Source organism: Bradyrhizobium sp. 41S5, from assembly GCF_011516665.3.
Classification (GTDB): Bacteria; Pseudomonadota; Alphaproteobacteria; order Rhizobiales; family Xanthobacteraceae; genus Bradyrhizobium; species Bradyrhizobium quebecense.
Genome location: NZ_CP083721.1, coordinates 4,321,573 through 4,337,161 on the forward strand (window position 1 = coordinate 4,321,573; position 15,589 = coordinate 4,337,161).

Here is a 15,589-nt window from a genome sequence, read left to right on the forward strand (position 1 = left end):
CACCAGAATACGGCGTGGCGCTGTTATCGCATTAGTCCGAATAGTTCGAGGACATCGGCAAGCCGGATCTTCGTGCCATTGGGCATGTGCTGGAGCAGCAGATGCCGTGTGTCCGCGGCGATCTCGTCGCGCTTGAGCGGACTCTTCTCCGCGTGGAACAGCTGCATCTTTGCAGCGAACTTGCGGGCGACGTCCGGCGGTATTTCGGGCGGCTTTCGGGTGATGGGCATACCCGGAAGATAGGTATTCCAGGACGGAGTTGCGAGTTCCGCATAGACCAATGGTGCATTGTCCCGCGCAGGCGAGTTTGAGGAAACTCTAGGCACGCAGCGGCGACGCTACAACGCTTGCGGAACTACAGCACCAGCGCCGGGTATGGGGCGCTGGTGTTTTTTCACCGGGGCTTCAATGGGAGCGGGAATGTGGGTTCTAACTGGCGCGACGACCGGCGCTGCGCTCGGCGTCGCCTACGTCCTCGTTCGAACTTCCGGAATGTATAACAAACAGTCGTCCCGGCAGATCAGAGTCATTGCGGTTTTGTTTGGCGCATTCGGTGCTGCCGTTGGCGCGGCTTGCGGCGAAATCATTGCCGTGATCGCGTCCTAGAAGCGGATGCTTGCTTTGCGGCCCTCTCAGGCGAGCAGGTCTTTACCCGGCTGCGTCAGCCTCACGAACGTCCCGCTCTCGTGGTACTCAAGCCAGCCTTGGCCGATCGCGTGTTGTAGACCAGCCCAATATTCGGCCGGCGCCGCCTTGTCCTCGTCGATCATGGGGCGATTGATCTTCTCAATGTAGATCCGACCGTCCTGGACCGGTTCGAATGCCCGAGCGTGCTCCATCAGCCTCCGGGCCGCTTTTTCCGGATTGGCGTAAGGACGATCTGCGGTGAGTTTCATCGGCGGGGAATCACGATTTCAATCCCGCACCAAATGGCATCGCGCGGCCGACCCTGTCATGCCAATTCGGAACGATGTTCACAGCGCTTGCGTCATACTCAAAATATTACTTCTTGGGCTTACGCTTTGCCGCTTTGCGCTCAACCTTCGGTTTGTCGAATAGGTCGAAGGCGAACACCGCGTCAGCAGGAGCCGAAGGCTCAAATCTGACCACAAAACCAAATGCATCTAGGCTCTCGACATCCGCAGTGTCGAAATTTCCTCCTGATGCCACCACAACTTCAGTTGCAGTGGGGTCAATTGGAGTTGGCAAAAATACCCTAATGCGCTTGTCGTCGAGCACTAAGCGTACATCCAGGTCAGGGAAGCTCAAGCCGATGGGGATCTGATTATGCCTCAGCGTCGCAGAGAACGCTTCCATGAGCCGAGCGCCAAGTTCTTGGCGAAGATTCTCAGAAATATCAGAAAGCGATTTTCGATCGTAATGCGCGGCCACCAAATTGGCGGTTTCTGCAAGCCGCGGCAGAGCTGCTTGGGGATGAACGCCAACCCGAATCCGCATTCCGCCAGCATAATTATCGCCGATTTCGTCTTCTACGAAGACCCGCACCGTCCCGGGCTCAGTGATCTCAAACGGCGCGATTCTTGCTATCGTCTGAATCTGGTAGAAACGAGCGTCCTCGCTAATCGGCGGCGTCCCCTGCAGCAATAATGACGTGTTATCGATGCGAAATGGTTCTTGGCCGGGGCGCTCTATTCTAATCGCAAGTTTCGTCGGTCTATCATCGATGGGGGTCCTAAATCGGACTATGAAAAAGAATTGAGGAAGCGTGAACGGAACCTCCGGAATTATCATCTCGCCAGAATACAGACCGATGAATGCTAGTTTGCCGAGGCCGGCATTGGCGATTTCGTCGCAGGCTTGGAATGTTGCTAGGCGTGTCACGGAGTTTCAGTCGTCGAAAACAATGGGCCAAAGTCCGTAGCGGAATTTGCAACGGTCACACGATTAGTTTTCGCAGATCTCGACTTCCTCTTAGGAAATTTAAATTGTGGCTCACGCCCCATGGCCCACCCTAATTGACCTACCGTCTTTAGCTCTAATGGTGCTGTTCCGTTGAACATACGCGTAACGGCGGATCGATTTACGTTGAGAAGCCGAGCGATGTCGGCCTTCTTGAGGCCGCGCTCATTTAGCTCTTCGAGATAGGCAAGCAAAATTTCATCCCGAACGTCCCCTACAAAACGAGCAGCGCTAACGTCGAGGGGGGATAACAATTCGCGTGAGGATGTCATGAGGCAACTTTCCGATGATGTAATCGTTGGTCGAGAAGCCAAGAGCTTTCCTGACATAGCTGGTCTGATTGATGAACGCGCTATAGTTTATTTTGCCTGCTTTCAGCAATTTGACGTCGCATCCAGCGTCGATAACCATACTATCCTTGGCGGCGAACCAGCCAAATATGCGCACGTCCTTTGTTTTCAGCTCCCATACGGAATCTTCAAGATGTCTGACGGGAGCAATCGGCGATTGGAGTACCAAGGGCTTATTAGTGAGGAAGCGGCCAAACAGGTTTGCGACCTGCTCGAGCGCGGACAACGTCGCGTCCCGGCTCGGGATTGAGGGCAGGTCGTTCGCCAGGAAATTGTGCAAGCGAGTTGTGCCAAACAGACCCCTCTCAGGCAGCTCATCGTCCAGCAAACCCAATGTCACCGACGTCAGCGTACCCGCTTGAACTAGTTTGTTTAGTGTTGACATGCAAGTCAACAATCCCACATTGGCTTAATATGTGTTGAACGTGAAGGGCGGGCCGTGTCGTCAAGTTAAGCGCGAAAAACCAAAAAAACCTTGTAAAATCAATGAAATACTCCGCTGGTAGCGAATCTTGATTATGGATCCAAGCGCAACCGGAGGGCGAGCGCAAGCGAACTGTCGTCTACGACCCGAATAGACCCTTTTATGTCCTCTGCGCTTGGCGGGCGCCGCGGTTGAGGGCAGGCTGCCGGGAGCGGGGAGGGCAGAATGCCAGATTTCAGGGTCATCAAGGGCGACGGTCCCGACAAGGAAGAGCGAGAGAGGCAGGAGCGGGAGATCGAGAAGCAGCGCGCTCGTGACTGGGCGGAGGGCGATGTTCAACGAACGATCTGCGACGTCGCGGCAAACCTACTTCGCATAATTCGCGGCGCCGGCAAGCCTTACGAAATTCTGATCCAAATGAAGGCGGTCATCGATGCTTCCGTCAAATTCCAGGAGCTTCACGGCTACTGGCCGTCGGATGTAATGGCAAACGAGCTACGTTGGACAAGTAAGGATGAGAAGTACCGTCAGGGTGTCGCGGACGGCAGATACACGAAGGAGCAACTTGAGCGCTGGCTCTCGGACGGCAGGTACGATGAGCTGCTAGCTAGACACACTATTGAATGCGGTGTGCTTCAGGTCATTGCCTCAGAGCTGGTCGGTCAATCGACGCAACAGGCCGCGGGGGATCGCGAATTTCACGAAGGAATGTATGAGTGGATCAAGAGCCGCGAGGAGAGAAGACGGAAGGAAGCGAAAGCTGAGCATCCGCGCCGCAAGGCTGAGCCGAAAAACAAACCCCGCAAGCGGCGTCAACCGATCAAATTGTAGAACTTCGCCTGCTAGATGATCTTTTTCAGCCCGATCTCGACCCGCGGCCATGTCCATTGCTCATTTGCGGCTTCGATCCCGACGGCTGGCCGCAGGGTCGGTCACCTTGTCGATTGCGTTGCTGGCCAATTCGCGAGCTCGTTGCTTTGGGCCGCCATCGCGACTCGCTTGGTCCTCCTGGATGGGCCGGGCCTGGGCTCGTGTGGTCAACCCGAGTTCGACTAGTTGGCGAATCGCATCAGACCGCGTTGTTTCGCGCTCCGCGGCCCACGCGTCGACCTCGGCAACAGTGTCAGCCGGTATCCGAGATGACACCAGAGGGTCGCGCCCGGTGGCGGGGCGGCCTCGTTTAGATTTTTGGTCTACCTTTATTGACTTCTTCATGAATTTAGGTCTACCATAAATGCAGGCCGAGCGGAAGCTGTCACTTCCGGCCCGGCCCTGACCCGAGCCACAAAGGGAGTGGATACCCAAATGACCAAGGCTGACTGCGTGTTTACCACGCCACCCACAAGCACGTCCGCAATTCTGGAAGACGGCACTGGCGCCCACGGCGCCGCTGAATTGTCCACGCGTCCTCTGATTCCGGCCAGCCGTGCTGGCGCATGCCAGCCGGTCGGCAATCAGCGCGAACCATCGGCCGCTTTGCCCATTCAGTCTTTCGGGGCTGCAATCAGCAGGAGGTTTTTCGTGCGCTCACTCGCTTCTCTTCCCGTCGCGGCTGCCACCCCGGCTGCTGCTTCGCTTATGCAGGTGACTGACGAGTCACACGCGGCCGACACTCAACTTTTGGCGCTCGCTGACGAATACGTCGTTGCCGAATGGCACTACTTGGACTTGCTCATTGCCGTCGATCAGATGAGCGAGCATCGTGAAGCGCCGCCTGAGGTGCTCAAAATTCGACCGCGCGATTTGGAGCTCGGAAGGAAGCCGGAACAAAACGCCGAGTTCTGGGCTAGCCCATGCGACATAATGCAATGGCGCCCGGCGCGCCTGGCGGAATGGAGGATGGAGAAGAAGGAGACAGACGATCGGCTTGAATTGGTGCAATGGAAGATCGAGCCATCCGAAGAGCTTTGCGAGCGCGGTGCCGAAATCGTCGCGGCATTCGATGAATGGAATTCAAGGAAGCCCCGCGGATACACGAAGGCGAAACGCAAGATGAAGCGCGCCTTGAGGGTGGCTGAGCAGTTGGAGGAGCAGATCCTCAACACGCCGGCAAAGACGTTGGAGGGCCTGAAGGCCAAGATCCGTTGTGCCGAGGCGTGGTCAGGCGGCAAGATCAACAGCATCGATGGTTGCGCCGCCGACATGATTCTCTCGATCATCGAGGATATCGAGGACATGGGCGCGGTGGGCGCCAGCTAAGTCTCAAAAGTACGCCGCCGGGCCCTAAATGGTTTGTCCCGGCGGCGCCCTGCTACTTCCAGCGCTTGGGCCCTGAAATTCCCAGTATCAATAGGCTAGCAAGCTCTTGGGCGAACGGCTGTTGCTTGCCCCACACACAGACCTTGGAAGAGAGAGCCTCTCCGGATTTATGCGGGCTTGTGCCGGCTTGCGATGTCCCGCGCTAGCGCTAGGCTGGGAGCCTTACTTCAATCGGAGAGACGAAGTGGCTACAGGTACTGTGAAATGGTTTAATCCCACTAAGGGCTACGGGTTCATTCAGCCCGACAACGGCAGCAAAGTAAGCGCGATTTTCTTCGCACGCCGGCGGTTTTGATGGATTGCCCTGGTATCGGGCGATACCGAGCCGTTCAGGCAGTGGCGGCTTTGTGGAAGTTGAAGGGCAGCAGGTCTGTAATATCGGCGTCGCCGGCGCGCTGAGGCAATTCGGTGAGGACGTGGCGCAACCACGCTAACGGCTCGACACGTGAGGCGCGGCAGGTCAGCATCAGGCTATAGACGACGGCACTGGCCTTGGCTCCGTCCACGGTATCGCTGAACAACCAACTCTTCCTGCCAGTTGCAAAAACCCTGATGTCGCGCTCCAGAAGATTGTTGTCAATCGGCATGCTGCCGTCCCCGGTGTAGCGCGTCAGATATTCCCATTGGTTTCGGGTGTAGGATACGGCGTCGCCGAGCTTGCTGTCAGGCAAGACCTTCGGGGCCATGTCATCGAGCCATACTTTGAGAGCATTGAGGATGGGGACACTATGTTGCTGGCGGAAGCGGCGAATGCAGTAGGCCTGTGTTTCACCCTTCTCCGGTATTCCGTCCCACGCCCGCCTTTCAACCCGGTAGAGCTGTTCAAAGAACCGCAGCGCTTGCTCGGGCGGACCGCCGCCCTTCTTCCTGGCTTTGAGGGCATCGACAAAGCGCCGCCGGGAGTGGGCCATGCATCCAATGTGGGTGGCCCCTTCCAGCGTGCGCCATGCGGTATAGCCGTCACTCATTACAATGCCACGGTAATCGCCGAGGAAGGCTTGCGGGTGGATTTGGCCGCGGCCCGGCTGATAATCCAGAAGAACGATCGGCTCGTGGCTGCCCTTGCCGCTGCGATAAGCCCACATGTACGATGTGCTGGTGGCCCGTTTGTCCTTCTCCTTGAGGACCTGAACCGTTGTCTCGTCGCCATGGATGAGAGGTTGTGATCTGAGCCGCAGCTTCAGGGCGTCGTAGATGCGATGCAGATGCTTCTCGCTCGAGCCAATCACCCAGTGGCCCAAAGCGCCGCGGCTGACAGGAACACCTGCACGTTCGAAGGCCTGCGCCAGGCGGTAGAGCGGCGTGCCATCGACATATTTGTGAACCAGCGCGAACGCCAGCGTCGAGGGCGTGGCAACGCTGCCCGGCAATGGTTGCGGCGGCATCGGCGCGGTCACGACAGGGGCGTGGATCCCGGTGCGATCGCAATGGCGGCACGCATATTTGAAGCGCACATTCTGTAAAACCTTCGCCTTCACCTCGATATGAAGTTGCTCGGTGACAGCCTCGCCCATGCGATGCATCTGGCCACGGCAGCAAGGACACGCCTTCTGATCGTCGGACAGGTCATACTCGACGCGCTCACGAGGTAGGTTCCCCGGCAGCGGCTTGCGGCCGCGCTTCTTTCCCATTGTGTTTTCGACGGGTGGCAAGCCCGTGTCCGGAAGTTCGGCGATATTGTTCGTTTCACTGCCGGCGTCCTCCTCATCGGAGGCCTGCTCGGCTTCATTGAAGAGACGATCAACATGCTTTTCGCTGCGCGGCGCAAAACGATGCAGGCGTGCCAGCGCCAGTTCTTCCTCGAGCTTGGCGACGCGGTCGGCGAGTTGATGGTTCTCCGCCTGCAGCGCAGCAATGCGTGCCAACAGCACTTCAACACTCGGATCGCCGGTTCGATTCATCGAATTCTTGAATCTGAACCGTACCGACGCGTCAACCGCTCAACTCGAGAGCTCAGCCGGCAACCTGATATTGCCGCACCGGATGGCGGACCATCGCATCGATATCGATGCCGTCAAGGATCCAGTGCAATTGCTCCGTCGTCAGCGTGACGATCGCCTCCTGGCGGCGCGGCCATCGGAACCTGTCTTCGGTCAGCCGCTTCAGGACCAGTACAAAGCCGGACCGATCGAAGAACAGAAGCTTCATCCGGTCGCAACGGCGATTGCAGAACGCAAAAACCGCCGGAGTGAATGGATCGAGCGCCATCGTCTCCTGGACCAGGACCGCAAGGCTGTTGATGCCAGCCCGGAAGTCGATCGGCTCACGGTGCAGATAGACCTGCAGGTCATCGCCCAGTCTAAACATCGCCCAGCGCTCCGATGATCGCCGTCAATGCATCCACATCGCCGCATTCCAGCGCGAGCTTCACGCCATTCGGCAGCGACACGCTCACTTTGGCCGGAGAACAAAAAGCTGGAGTCCCTTTGGGTTCCGAACCACGCACTTCATCGTAAGCCGGCAAATCAACCGTCGCCACGCTGTCTTTTCGCGACAGGTCCCGCTCGGACTTCCCCTCAAGCTGAACCGGGATGAACGCCGGGCGTGAGGACGGCGGCAGCGACCTGGTCGCGCTGTGCTTCTTGATCCACTTCCGAAGGAGGTTCGCGTTGACCCCATGTTCGAGTGCAAGCCTCGATACCGAAACCCCAGGCTCAAGGCAGGCCGCGACAAGACGCTCTTTCGATGCCGCCTCGTAGCGCCGGCGACCGTTCCGGCCGACAAGCCTGACCCGCAGTTTCTGATCATCGTCGCTCATCACAAGGTGTCCACCTATTTTGGTGGACACCTCATGCATCAGGACTCTCAAAAGCAAAAGGTGCGGAGAAATTCGCGCTTACGCAGCAAAGACATATTCGTGCACATCTCGGCGGTCGAAAAGGCCGGTCTCAGCAGCCTCAATGAAGGTGCGAAGGTCAGTTACGAAGAGCGGGAAAATCGGGGCAAGACTTCCGCCGAAAACTTGCGGGTGGGCTGACGTAGAAGTTCAGGAACAAGCGGCAACGTCGGGAATCTTGAAAATGCTCCCGGCGCCTCACACCCCAACCGTCGGGAGTGAGAATGGCGACTCCGGCGCGCGCGGCTCGCCGGAGTCGTTCTCTATTGGTCGGTCGATCGTTCTCTATTGGTGTAGATACAACGAGTCAGAACAGACGACAAAACCGCCGTGTTGCGCCCGTGTTGCGTGGATAGCAGACGCACAGGCCCACAGAAGAGGAGCCGGCAAGCTATGGGGTAGGGTGCCGGCTCCTCCGAAACGGAACCGCCAAAACGTTCAAAAACCCGGTCCCGTCCCTTCGAAAAGCCTGCGCCGACTTGCTTGCTGATTTGCTAACGGCTTCGTTTGGTGGGCCGAGAATAGGTATCGCTTTCCGGCAAGGCGGGGATCTCCGCGCGGCGATACAACTGGCACCGCGATTGGCACCCAACGCGTAGGGACACGTCCATATCAGTCGGTACAGCCGGTGCGGCAGCGGCGCGTAATCTCCAATGAAATAGGACGTTTGCGCACCAACGATGACGGGGAGGGATGACCGAAACTGTATTTCAAGACCGGTGCCTTAAACCACTCGGCCACCCTTCCGGATCATTCGGATCAGGCCCTTAGCGTAGGGCGGCGCCGAACGCAACGCGAACTTGGCGAGAATACCGGACCGAAATGGACCGTTAGCTCGGTCCACGGGCAGCGAACCGACTGAATTTGAGTGCGAGGACAACCTGGCCTTCAGCCGATGCTATGGAGCCGAGGCTGCAGCAATTGGCCGCGGGTCATCGTCGCATGCACGCACCACGGTTGACCGCGACCATCGCCGTTGGCCATCATGATGCCCATGAAGCGCGTCCTCTTCCTCTGCACCGGCAACTACTACCGCAGTCGATACGCAGAGGAGCTGTTCAATCATCTTGCGCACGGCGAAAACCTGCCGTGGCGCGCCTCCTCGCGAGGCGCCGCCGAACGGGGCTCGCCCGATAATGTCGGCGCCATGTCGGTATTTGCCGATGACCGGCTTCGCGCCAATGGCATCGTTCCGGTGGGCGCTGCGCGCTATCCGCAGCCATGTTCATTGGCTGATTTCGACGGCGTGGAGCTGGTGATCGCGCTCAAGGAGGCCGAGCATCGTCCGCTCATCGAACGGCGGTTCCCCGAGGTCGCCGACAAGGTGACCTACTGGCATGTGCACGATATCGACGTTGCCCATCCCGCGGTTGCGCTGCCGATGATCGACGAGCTTGTCCGCGTACTGGTTTCATCGCTCAGGTAACAGGTTCGCGCTTCAGGAAGATCGCGAGCGCATATTCTGCCGAGCGTGCGAGCCTGTCGCTGATGCGTTCGAGGTCATCGATGGCGACGATCTCGAGGCGGCCTTCCGTGACCCTCAACCGGTCGATCGGCACGTCCCGCGCGAGGAACACCTCGCCGTGAAGGGTGCCGCCTGGCGTCGAATGATCCGGTCCGAAGTAACGACCGATCAGTTCAAAACGCTCGGGCGGCAGATAGTAGCCAATCTCCTCGTGGATTTCGCGCACCACGCATTCCAGGAAGGTCTCGCTGCCCTCGCGCCGCCCGCCAAACAGGCTGATCTTGCCGGGATCGGAAACGTGAGGAAGGTCGTCGCGCAGCTGCATCAGCAACCGGCCATCCGTGCTGACCAGCAGCGCGGACGTTCCCTCTCTTACTGCGCCGGTCATTCGCGAATCCTCTCGCTGGGAACGCGGAGGATGCGTCAGGACCGGGTCTGGGAGAAGACGGCGGATCTGCCGTGCAGATCATAGCAGCCGAGCACTTGCCCGGGTTGGTATCGTCAGCACTCCAAGGCTGAAGCCGGGGTTCAGGCGGCGAGAAATGAGGTGAGGGTAGCCGACGCTTGTCGCATGGGCGCAGCTTGTCGCATGGGCGCAGACGGCGCCCAGGCATCACGTGTTCAGCCGAAAGCGAAGGCCAGCAGGCTCGAGCACAGCAGCACGAGGCTTGCCGCGGTCAGGGTTAGAAATCCGTCGGAGACCAAATCGTGATTACGCATGACACACCTGCCTTTAACCGATGCTCATCCGAATTGATTAAAGCTTTCCGAACCTTCTCTCCTGGAAAGAGGTGACGCGTCTTTCCGCCTTCAACGGACTGTCAGGCCCGGTACCGATAGCTTTCCACTGCGTGCGCCAAGAAGATCGCCGCACTCACCAGGCCCATTACCGCTGTAACCGTCTCAATCATCGCAAACTTCCTTTGCGCCCCACGTCCGAGAGAAGACGATTGCAGCCTTGCACAGTCAAAAAGATTCAATTGTCGGAATTGAAGATGCCCCCCGACTGATGATTTGCTGCAACAGTGTGTCTGATAGCGGGACAGGCGAGGGCATTCTGCGCGGAGGAAGGTCCGTAGAAGGACGGAGGAAGCGCAACAGACCATTCACCAAGGCGCCACCGCCCGACGGCTCTCCCCATTTCCGCCGTGTTCCGGTTGCGATATCTTCACCATCCGGTGCGGAGGTGGGCCGCACAGCGACAGAATCGATCCCGACGCCTCGGAGTAGGCGCGGGTCCGGGCAGAATGGTACTTGGGGCAGATGGGGATTAGACGGCCAGATTCGATGATCCGGACGGCGCGCGGCGCCGTTGCGGTGGCCACGTGCCTCGTCGTCGCCAATTGTGCCTCGTCGAACCAGTTCGCCAGCCGGGTCGATCCCAAATACGGCGTGTCCTCGAGCCCGCGTGTGGTGGCGCTCGGCGACCCCGTGCCGAAGGGCGGCGGCACCTACCGAATCGGCAAGCCTTATGTCGTCGCCGGCCGCACCTATGTGCCGGAAGAGAACGAGAACTACCGCGCCGAGGGCCTGGCGTCCTGGTATGGCGATGATTTCCATGGCCGCCTGACCGCCAATGGCGAGGTGTTCGACATGGGCTCGCTCACGGCCGCCCATCCGACCTTGCCGATGCCGAGCTACGCGCGTGTCACCAACCTGAGCAACGGCCGGTCGCTCGTCGTTCGCGTCAACGACCGCGGCCCGTACCACGGCAATCGCCTCATAGACGTCTCGAACAAGGCCGCCGAACTACTTGATTTCAAAGGCAATGGCGTCGCGCGCGTACGCGTCGAATATGTCGGCCGGGCGCCGCTGGAAGGCTCCGACGACCGCCAGCTGATGGCGACCCTGCGCACCGGTACGCCGGCGCCGTCCCCGTCGATGGTCCGGGTCGCCTCGGCCCGGCCGTTCGTGCCTGAGATGTCGTCCTCGTCGGGCCGGGTCCGGGGCGATGTCCCGCTGCCCGAGGGGCGGCCGTACAGTCTCGGCAACACCCAGGCCGACTATGCCTCGGTCAACGCCACCTCGGAAATGTCGGCCTCAAGCCGGTCGCACCGCCGCGCGCCGAACAATCCGCACGAAGTCTCCTACGAGGGTGACGCGCGATACGCCGCAACCCCGAGCGCGGCTGCCGCCTATGTGCCGATCGACGCGCGTGGACCGGCCGAAGTGCTGAGCGGGCGCGGGCTCTACTGAATCAAGCCGTTGCGAATCAAGCTTTTGGCCTGATCATTTCAGAAATGCGATCAGCGCCGCGTTGACCTCGTCCGGGCGCTCCTGCTGGATCCAGTGGCCGGCGCCCTCGATGATCAGCTTCTGCCGCAGGTTCGGCAGCACGCGCTCCATGCCCGCAACCCGCTTGGCACCGATCAGCCCGGTAATCACCGAATCGTTCGAGCCGGCGATGAACAGCGACGGCTGATGGATCTGCGCATCCTGCCAGGGCGCGGTCAGCTCCCAATTGCGATCGAGATTGCGGTACCAGTTCAGGCCGCCGCGGAAGCCGGACTGCCGGTAGCCTTCGGCGAATTCGGCGATGTCGGCCTCGGTGAGCCAGGCCGGTAGCGGCATTCCGGTCGGCAGCTTGCCGAGGAAGCCCTTGGCTTCGTCGACGAACATCGAGCTCGGATCGGAGACGCCGCGCCCGAGCACCAGCCGCATGGTGTGGGCGATGTCGCGCTCCAACTCGGCTTCCGCCACGCCCGGCGGCTGAAAGTATTGCCAATAGAAGTTGGTGATGCCGCTCTCGCGCAGGGTCTCCAGCGGACGGCCGCGGCCACGAAACGGCGGCGGCACGCTGAGGCCGGCGACCTTGGTGAAGATATCAGGACGGAACAGGGCCGCGTGCCAGGCGACTGGCGCGCCCCAATCGTGACCGACGATCATGGCCTTCCGCTCGCCGAGCGCGGCCACCAGCGCGACCATGTCGCCCACCGTATCGAAGATCGTATAGGCGCCGACATCGGCCGGCGCGGTGGTCCGGCCGAAGCCGCGCATGTCAGGAGCGACGACCCGGAAGCCTGCCGCGTCCAACGCTGCGATCTGGTGCCGCCATGAGTACGACAGCTCCGGCCAGCCATGGCAGAGCACGACCAGTGAGCCTTGCCCGGCCTCGCGCACGAACATGTCGATGCCGTTGGCGGAAATGGTGCGGGAGGATGACATTCGCGTTTCCGCCTTGTTTGCCGGTTCTGCTGTTGTTAGCTGGTTCCAAGGATACGGGCGTTCGGCGCAGCCGGCAATCCAGCCGACCGTGTACAAGCGGCGAAACCTCAGTTGTTTGCGATACTTCCAGCTGTTAGAACGCATTCTTTCAGGACATCGCCGATGGCAGCCCAGATCGCAATTCCCCGCACGTTGTTCGCTCGCGCCGGGCGTTGCTGGCGTGGCCTGGTCGCGGCCGCGGTCGTGCTGGCGATCGGCTGTGGCGGGGTGGTCTATGCCGCCAACAACAGCGTCCAGGGCGCCAAGAAGGAAGATGGCGGGTTCGACGGCGATGCGCCGACCGCGATCCTGGTCGAGGCTTCCTCGGGCAGCGTGCTGTTCGAGAAGAACGCCGACGAGCTGCGCGCGCCCTCCAGCATGATGAAGCTGATGACGGCCGAGGTGGTGTTCGACGCCATCAAGAAGGGCGATATCAAGCTGACCGACGAGTATCGGATCAGCGAGAACGCCTGGCGGCGGGGCGGAGCGCCGTCCGGGACCTCGACGATGTTCGCGGCGATCAACAGCAAGGTCTCGGTCGACGACCTCCTGCACGGTGCGATCATCCCGAGCGGCAACGACGCCTGCATCGCGCTGGCCGAGGGCATCGCCGGCAACGAGCATACGTTCGCGACCGACTTCATGACCAAGCGCGCCCGCGAGCTCGGCATGACGAAGTCGACCTTCGGCAATTCCAACGGGCTGCCGGACCCGGCCAACAAGATGACGGTGCGGGAACTCGCGATCCTGGCGCGCCACATCATCCAGGCCTATCCCGACAGGTACAAGCTGTTCGGCGAGAAGGAATTCACCTGGAACAAGATCCGCCAGCAGAACCGCAACCCGCTGCTGAACGCCTTGCCCGGCGCCGACGGCCTGAAGACCGGCTACACCAAGGAAGGCGGCTACGGCATGGTCGGCTCGGCCGTGCAGAACGACACGCGGCTGATCGTCGTGGTCAATGGCCTCGAGGATTCCGAAGACCGCGCGACCGAAGCCAAGAAGATGCTGGAATGGGGGTTCCGCAGCTTCGAGACCCGGGTCCTGATCGCGGCCAACCAGCCGGTCGGCTACGCCCGGGTGTTCGGCGGCGAGAGCCGCTCGGTCAAGCTGGTCAGCCCCGATCCGATCAAGGTGATGGTGTCCAAGAACGGCAACGACAAGCTGCTCGCGCGTGTCATCTATAGCGGCCCGGTCAAGGCGCCGATCACCGCCGGCCAGCAGATCGGCGTCGTCCGGGTCTGGCGCGGCGCCAATGTCGCGATGGAGACTCCGGTGTTCGCGGCGGATGCCGTCGGCACGGGATCGACGATGCGCCGCGCACTCGACGGCGCCCAGGAGCTCGTGATCGGAATGTTCCGCGCAGGGGTCGAGAAGCTCTGACATGGCGGAAGCAGCAGTCCAACGGCCGAGCTTGCGCGGTCGCTTCATCACCTTTGAGGGCGGCGAGGGATCGGGGAAATCGACCCAGATCCGCAAGCTCGCCGAACGGCTCGATGTCGCCAAGCTGCGCGCGATCGTGACCCGCGAGCCCGGCGGCTCGCCGGGAGCGGAGATCATCCGTCACCTCGTGTTGTCGGGGATGGGCAAGCTGCTCGGGCCGGAGGCCGAGACGCTGCTGTTTGCCGCCGCGCGTGACGACCATGTCCGCACCGTGATCCTGCCGGCGCTCAACCAGGGCATCTGGGTACTGTGCGATCGCTTCTTCGATTCCACGCGCGCCTATCAGGGCCAGCTCGGGCAGGTATCGCCCGGCCTGGTCAATGCCATGCAGCGCGTCACCATCGGCGATCTCAAACCTGATCTCACCTTCATCCTCGATGTGCCGGTCGAGGTCGGACTGCAACGCGCCGCCCTGCGCCGCGGCAATGCCACGGCAGATCGCTTCGAAGCCGAGGGCATCAAGTTCCATCAGAATTTGCGCGATGCCTATCGCCGGATCGCGGCTGACGATCCACAGCGCTGCGTACTGATCGACGCGACGGCCGACCCGGATACGGTCGCGGCTAGAATATGGGCCTCACTGCGCGAGCATCTGCGCGCAACGCTCACGGCAGACAGTCCCGCATGAGCGCACGTAAGGTCGAACAGGAGAACCCCGCTCGCCACCCGCGCGAAACCCCCGATCTGTTCGGGCATCGCGAGGCGGAGACCGCACTGCTCGATGCCTATCGCAGCGGAAGAATTCCGCATGCCTGGCTGATCGGCGGCGCGCAGGGCATCGGCAAGGCGACGCTGGCCTACCGCATGGCGCGGTTCGTGCTCACATTCCGCAATCCGAAGTCGTCCCAGGTGCAGGCGGCGCCGACGCTGCGGGTCGATCCGTCCGATCCGGTGGCGCGCCAGATCACGGCGGGCGCCCATGGCGGGCTGCTGGTGCTGGAGCGCGGCCTCAACGACCGCGGCGTGATGCGCACCGTGATCACGGTCGACGAGACCCGCGAGACCATCTCGTTCTTCGGCTCGACCGCGGCGGTCGACGGCTGGCGCGTCTGCATCGTCGACACGGTCGACGAGCTCAATCCCAACGCCGCGAATGCGCTGCTGAAAATCCTCGAGGAGCCGCCGCAGCAGTCGCTGTTCCTGCTGGTCAGCCACGCGCCGTCACGGGTGCTGCCAACTATCCTGTCCCGCTGCCGCAAATTGCTGCTGCGGCCGCTGGAGACGAGCGATGTGGTGAGCGCGGCGGCGGCGGCAACCGACATCGAGGCCGACGATCCGGCGCTGGCGGAAGCCGCCGCAGCGTCCGAAGGCAGCGTCGGGCGGGCGCTGGCGCTGCTCGGTGGCGACGCGCTGAAACTGCAACAGCGCACGGCCGCGCTGCTCGCAACGCTTCCGAGCGTCGATCCGCGCGAACTGCACGCGCTGGGCGATGCGCTCGGCACCAGCGACCGCGTCGCGCTCGCCGCCTTCATCGACGGCATCGATCGCTGGATGAGCGAGCGCATGCGAACCGGCGACGCCAATGCCAATCTGCCGCGCCTTGCACGGCTGGCGGAGGTATGGGAAAAGATCGTCCGCGCCGCGCGCGATACCGAAGCCTACAATCTGGAGCGCAAGCCGCTGGTTTTCTCGGTGTTTTCGATGCTCGCGGACGCGACCCGATAGACGCCAAGTCTGAAAACAATCAG

General features: G+C 61.1%; 18 protein-coding genes and 1 pseudogene. 9 read left to right on the top strand and 10 right to left on the bottom strand.

Translation table 11 applies throughout. The features are described 5' to 3' along the window. Window positions 1-23: 23 nt before the first annotated feature. From HAP47_RS20620 to HAP47_RS20635, 4 genes are all read right to left on the bottom strand, one after another. Window positions 24-281: a hypothetical protein gene (locus HAP47_RS20620; RefSeq protein ID WP_173643592.1), complete on the bottom strand. Its 258-nt coding sequence runs from the start codon at window positions 279-281 to the stop codon at window positions 24-26. Window positions 282-632: 351 nt separating this feature from the next. Next, the gene (locus tag HAP47_RS20625) at window positions 633-896 is read right to left on the bottom strand and encodes a hypothetical protein (protein ID WP_173643593.1); all 264 of its coding nucleotides are present in this window, start codon (window positions 894-896) and stop codon (window positions 633-635) included. 106 nt (window positions 897-1,002) lie between these two features. Further along, complete coding sequence (locus tag HAP47_RS20630) at window positions 1,003-1,842, bottom strand: DUF6941 family protein (RefSeq protein ID WP_173643594.1); 840 nt, start codon at window positions 1,840-1,842, stop codon at window positions 1,003-1,005. Window positions 1,843-2,151: 309 nt separating this feature from the next. Then, on the bottom strand, window positions 2,152-2,655 hold the full coding sequence (locus HAP47_RS20635) for a hypothetical protein (RefSeq protein ID WP_173643595.1): 504 nt from the start codon (window positions 2,653-2,655) through the stop codon (window positions 2,152-2,154). Window positions 2,656-2,919: 264 nt separating this feature from the next. On the opposite strand from HAP47_RS20635, the gene HAP47_RS20640 reads away from it, so the two are divergent. After that, on the top strand, window positions 2,920-3,525 hold the full coding sequence (locus HAP47_RS20640; RefSeq protein WP_173643596.1) for a hypothetical protein: 606 nt from the start codon (window positions 2,920-2,922) through the stop codon (window positions 3,523-3,525). Between the two features lie 60 nt (window positions 3,526-3,585). Here HAP47_RS20640 and HAP47_RS41600 read toward each other — a convergent pair whose 3' ends face one another. Beyond that, window positions 3,586-3,909 carry a ribbon-helix-helix protein, CopG family gene (locus HAP47_RS41600; protein WP_173643597.1) on the bottom strand — a complete coding sequence of 108 codons (324 nt, stop codon included), beginning with the start codon at window positions 3,907-3,909 and terminating at the stop codon, window positions 3,586-3,588. Window positions 3,910-3,999: 90 nt separating this feature from the next. Here HAP47_RS41600 and HAP47_RS20645 point away from each other — a divergent pair, with 90 nt between their 5' ends. Further along, the gene (locus tag HAP47_RS20645) at window positions 4,000-4,893 is read left to right on the top strand and encodes a hypothetical protein (protein ID WP_173643598.1); all 894 of its coding nucleotides are present in this window, start codon (window positions 4,000-4,002) and stop codon (window positions 4,891-4,893) included. A 244-nt stretch (window positions 4,894-5,137) separates the two neighbouring features. Beyond that, window positions 5,138-5,212 (top strand): annotated as a pseudogene (locus HAP47_RS20650) (cold-shock protein); the annotation flags it as partial. Window positions 5,213-5,282: 70 nt separating this feature from the next. On the opposite strand, the gene tnpC reads toward HAP47_RS20650, so the two are convergent. The 3 genes from tnpC to tnpA are packed head-to-tail and all read right to left on the bottom strand — an operon-like array spanning window position 5,283 to window position 7,711. Continuing rightward, a complete protein-coding gene (gene tnpC / locus HAP47_RS20655; RefSeq protein ID WP_166213725.1) occupies window positions 5,283-6,854 on the bottom strand; it encodes an IS66 family transposase in 1,572 nt (523 codons plus the stop codon). 52 nt (window positions 6,855-6,906) lie between these two features. Further along, window positions 6,907-7,260, bottom strand: a complete 354-nt coding sequence (gene tnpB, locus HAP47_RS20660; protein WP_166073804.1) for an IS66 family insertion sequence element accessory protein TnpB — start codon at window positions 7,258-7,260, stop codon at window positions 6,907-6,909. Next, window positions 7,253-7,711 (bottom strand): IS66-like element accessory protein TnpA, encoded by a 459-nt coding sequence (tnpA, locus tag HAP47_RS20665; protein WP_166073826.1) that lies wholly within the window; start codon window positions 7,709-7,711, stop codon window positions 7,253-7,255. The genes tnpB and tnpA overlap by 8 nt, the downstream gene beginning before the upstream one ends. 33 nt (window positions 7,712-7,744) lie before the next feature. Here tnpA and HAP47_RS20670 point away from each other — a divergent pair, with 33 nt between their 5' ends. Together HAP47_RS20670 and HAP47_RS20675 are read left to right on the top strand one after the other, a co-directional pair. Beyond that, a complete protein-coding gene (locus tag HAP47_RS20670; protein ID WP_173643599.1) occupies window positions 7,745-7,930 on the top strand; it encodes a cold-shock protein in 186 nt (61 codons plus the stop codon). An 844-nt stretch (window positions 7,931-8,774) separates the two neighbouring features. Beyond that, entirely contained in the window at window positions 8,775-9,215 is a 441-nt protein-coding gene (locus HAP47_RS20675; RefSeq protein ID WP_210285708.1) for an arsenate reductase/protein-tyrosine-phosphatase family protein, read from the top strand. Here the strand turns inward: HAP47_RS20675 and HAP47_RS20680 are convergent. Beyond that, entirely contained in the window at window positions 9,208-9,642 is a 435-nt protein-coding gene (locus HAP47_RS20680) for an NUDIX domain-containing protein (protein WP_173643600.1), read from the bottom strand. The genes HAP47_RS20675 and HAP47_RS20680 overlap by 8 nt on opposite strands. 875 nt (window positions 9,643-10,517) lie before the next feature. On the opposite strand from HAP47_RS20680, the gene HAP47_RS20685 reads away from it, so the two are divergent. Continuing rightward, window positions 10,518-11,450 carry a septal ring lytic transglycosylase RlpA family protein gene (locus HAP47_RS20685; RefSeq protein ID WP_173643601.1) on the top strand — a complete coding sequence of 311 codons (933 nt, stop codon included), beginning with the start codon at window positions 10,518-10,520 and terminating at the stop codon, window positions 11,448-11,450. Window positions 11,451-11,483: 33 nt separating this feature from the next. On the opposite strand, the gene HAP47_RS20690 is transcribed toward HAP47_RS20685, so the two are convergent. Further along, complete coding sequence (locus tag HAP47_RS20690) at window positions 11,484-12,419, bottom strand: alpha/beta fold hydrolase (RefSeq protein WP_173643602.1); 936 nt, start codon at window positions 12,417-12,419, stop codon at window positions 11,484-11,486. Between the two features lie 162 nt (window positions 12,420-12,581). On the opposite strand from HAP47_RS20690, the gene HAP47_RS20695 reads away from it, so the two are divergent. The 3 genes from HAP47_RS20695 to HAP47_RS20705 are packed head-to-tail and all read left to right on the top strand — an operon-like array spanning window position 12,582 to window position 15,566. Further along, window positions 12,582-13,841, top strand: a complete 1,260-nt coding sequence (locus HAP47_RS20695; protein WP_173643603.1) for a D-alanyl-D-alanine carboxypeptidase family protein — start codon at window positions 12,582-12,584, stop codon at window positions 13,839-13,841. 1 nt (window position 13,842) lies between these two features. Then, the gene (gene tmk, locus HAP47_RS20700) at window positions 13,843-14,529 is read left to right on the top strand and encodes a dTMP kinase (RefSeq protein ID WP_173643604.1); all 687 of its coding nucleotides are present in this window, start codon (window positions 13,843-13,845) and stop codon (window positions 14,527-14,529) included. Continuing rightward, complete coding sequence (locus HAP47_RS20705) at window positions 14,526-15,566, top strand: DNA polymerase III subunit delta' (RefSeq protein WP_173643605.1); 1,041 nt, start codon at window positions 14,526-14,528, stop codon at window positions 15,564-15,566. Before tmk ends, HAP47_RS20705 begins: the two co-directional genes overlap by 4 nt. Window positions 15,567-15,589: the final 23 nt, after the last annotated feature.

Coding starts and splice junctions, on each gene's coding strand:
- HAP47_RS20675 (WP_210285708.1), top strand. CDS start 8,775: ATGATGCCCATGAAGCGCGTCCTCTTCCTCTGCACCGGCAACTACTAC.
- HAP47_RS20705 (WP_173643605.1), top strand. CDS start 14,526: ATGAGCGCACGTAAGGTCGAACAGGAGAACCCCGCTCGCCACCCGCGC.
- tnpA (WP_166073826.1), bottom strand. CDS start 7,711: ATGAGCGACGATGATCAGAAACTGCGGGTCAGGCTTGTCGGCCGGAAC.
- HAP47_RS20625 (WP_173643593.1), bottom strand. CDS start 896: ATGAAACTCACCGCAGATCGTCCTTACGCCAATCCGGAAAAAGCGGCC.
- tmk (WP_173643604.1), top strand. CDS start 13,843: ATGGCGGAAGCAGCAGTCCAACGGCCGAGCTTGCGCGGTCGCTTCATC.
- HAP47_RS20635 (WP_173643595.1), bottom strand. CDS start 2,655: ATGTCAACACTAAACAAACTAGTTCAAGCGGGTACGCTGACGTCGGTG.
- HAP47_RS20680 (WP_173643600.1), bottom strand. CDS start 9,642: ATGACCGGCGCAGTAAGAGAGGGAACGTCCGCGCTGCTGGTCAGCACG.
- tnpB (WP_166073804.1), bottom strand. CDS start 7,260: ATGTTTAGACTGGGCGATGACCTGCAGGTCTATCTGCACCGTGAGCCG.
- HAP47_RS41600 (WP_173643597.1), bottom strand. CDS start 3,909: ATGAAGAAGTCAATAAAGGTAGACCAAAAATCTAAACGAGGCCGCCCC.
- HAP47_RS20690 (WP_173643602.1), bottom strand. CDS start 12,419: ATGTCATCCTCCCGCACCATTTCCGCCAACGGCATCGACATGTTCGTG.
- HAP47_RS20685 (WP_173643601.1), top strand. CDS start 10,518: ATGGGGATTAGACGGCCAGATTCGATGATCCGGACGGCGCGCGGCGCC.
- HAP47_RS20640 (WP_173643596.1), top strand. CDS start 2,920: ATGCCAGATTTCAGGGTCATCAAGGGCGACGGTCCCGACAAGGAAGAG.
- HAP47_RS20670 (WP_173643599.1), top strand. CDS start 7,745: ATGCATCAGGACTCTCAAAAGCAAAAGGTGCGGAGAAATTCGCGCTTA.
- HAP47_RS20645 (WP_173643598.1), top strand. CDS start 4,000: ATGACCAAGGCTGACTGCGTGTTTACCACGCCACCCACAAGCACGTCC.
- HAP47_RS20695 (WP_173643603.1), top strand. CDS start 12,582: ATGGCAGCCCAGATCGCAATTCCCCGCACGTTGTTCGCTCGCGCCGGG.
- tnpC (WP_166213725.1), bottom strand. CDS start 6,854: ATGAATCGAACCGGCGATCCGAGTGTTGAAGTGCTGTTGGCACGCATT.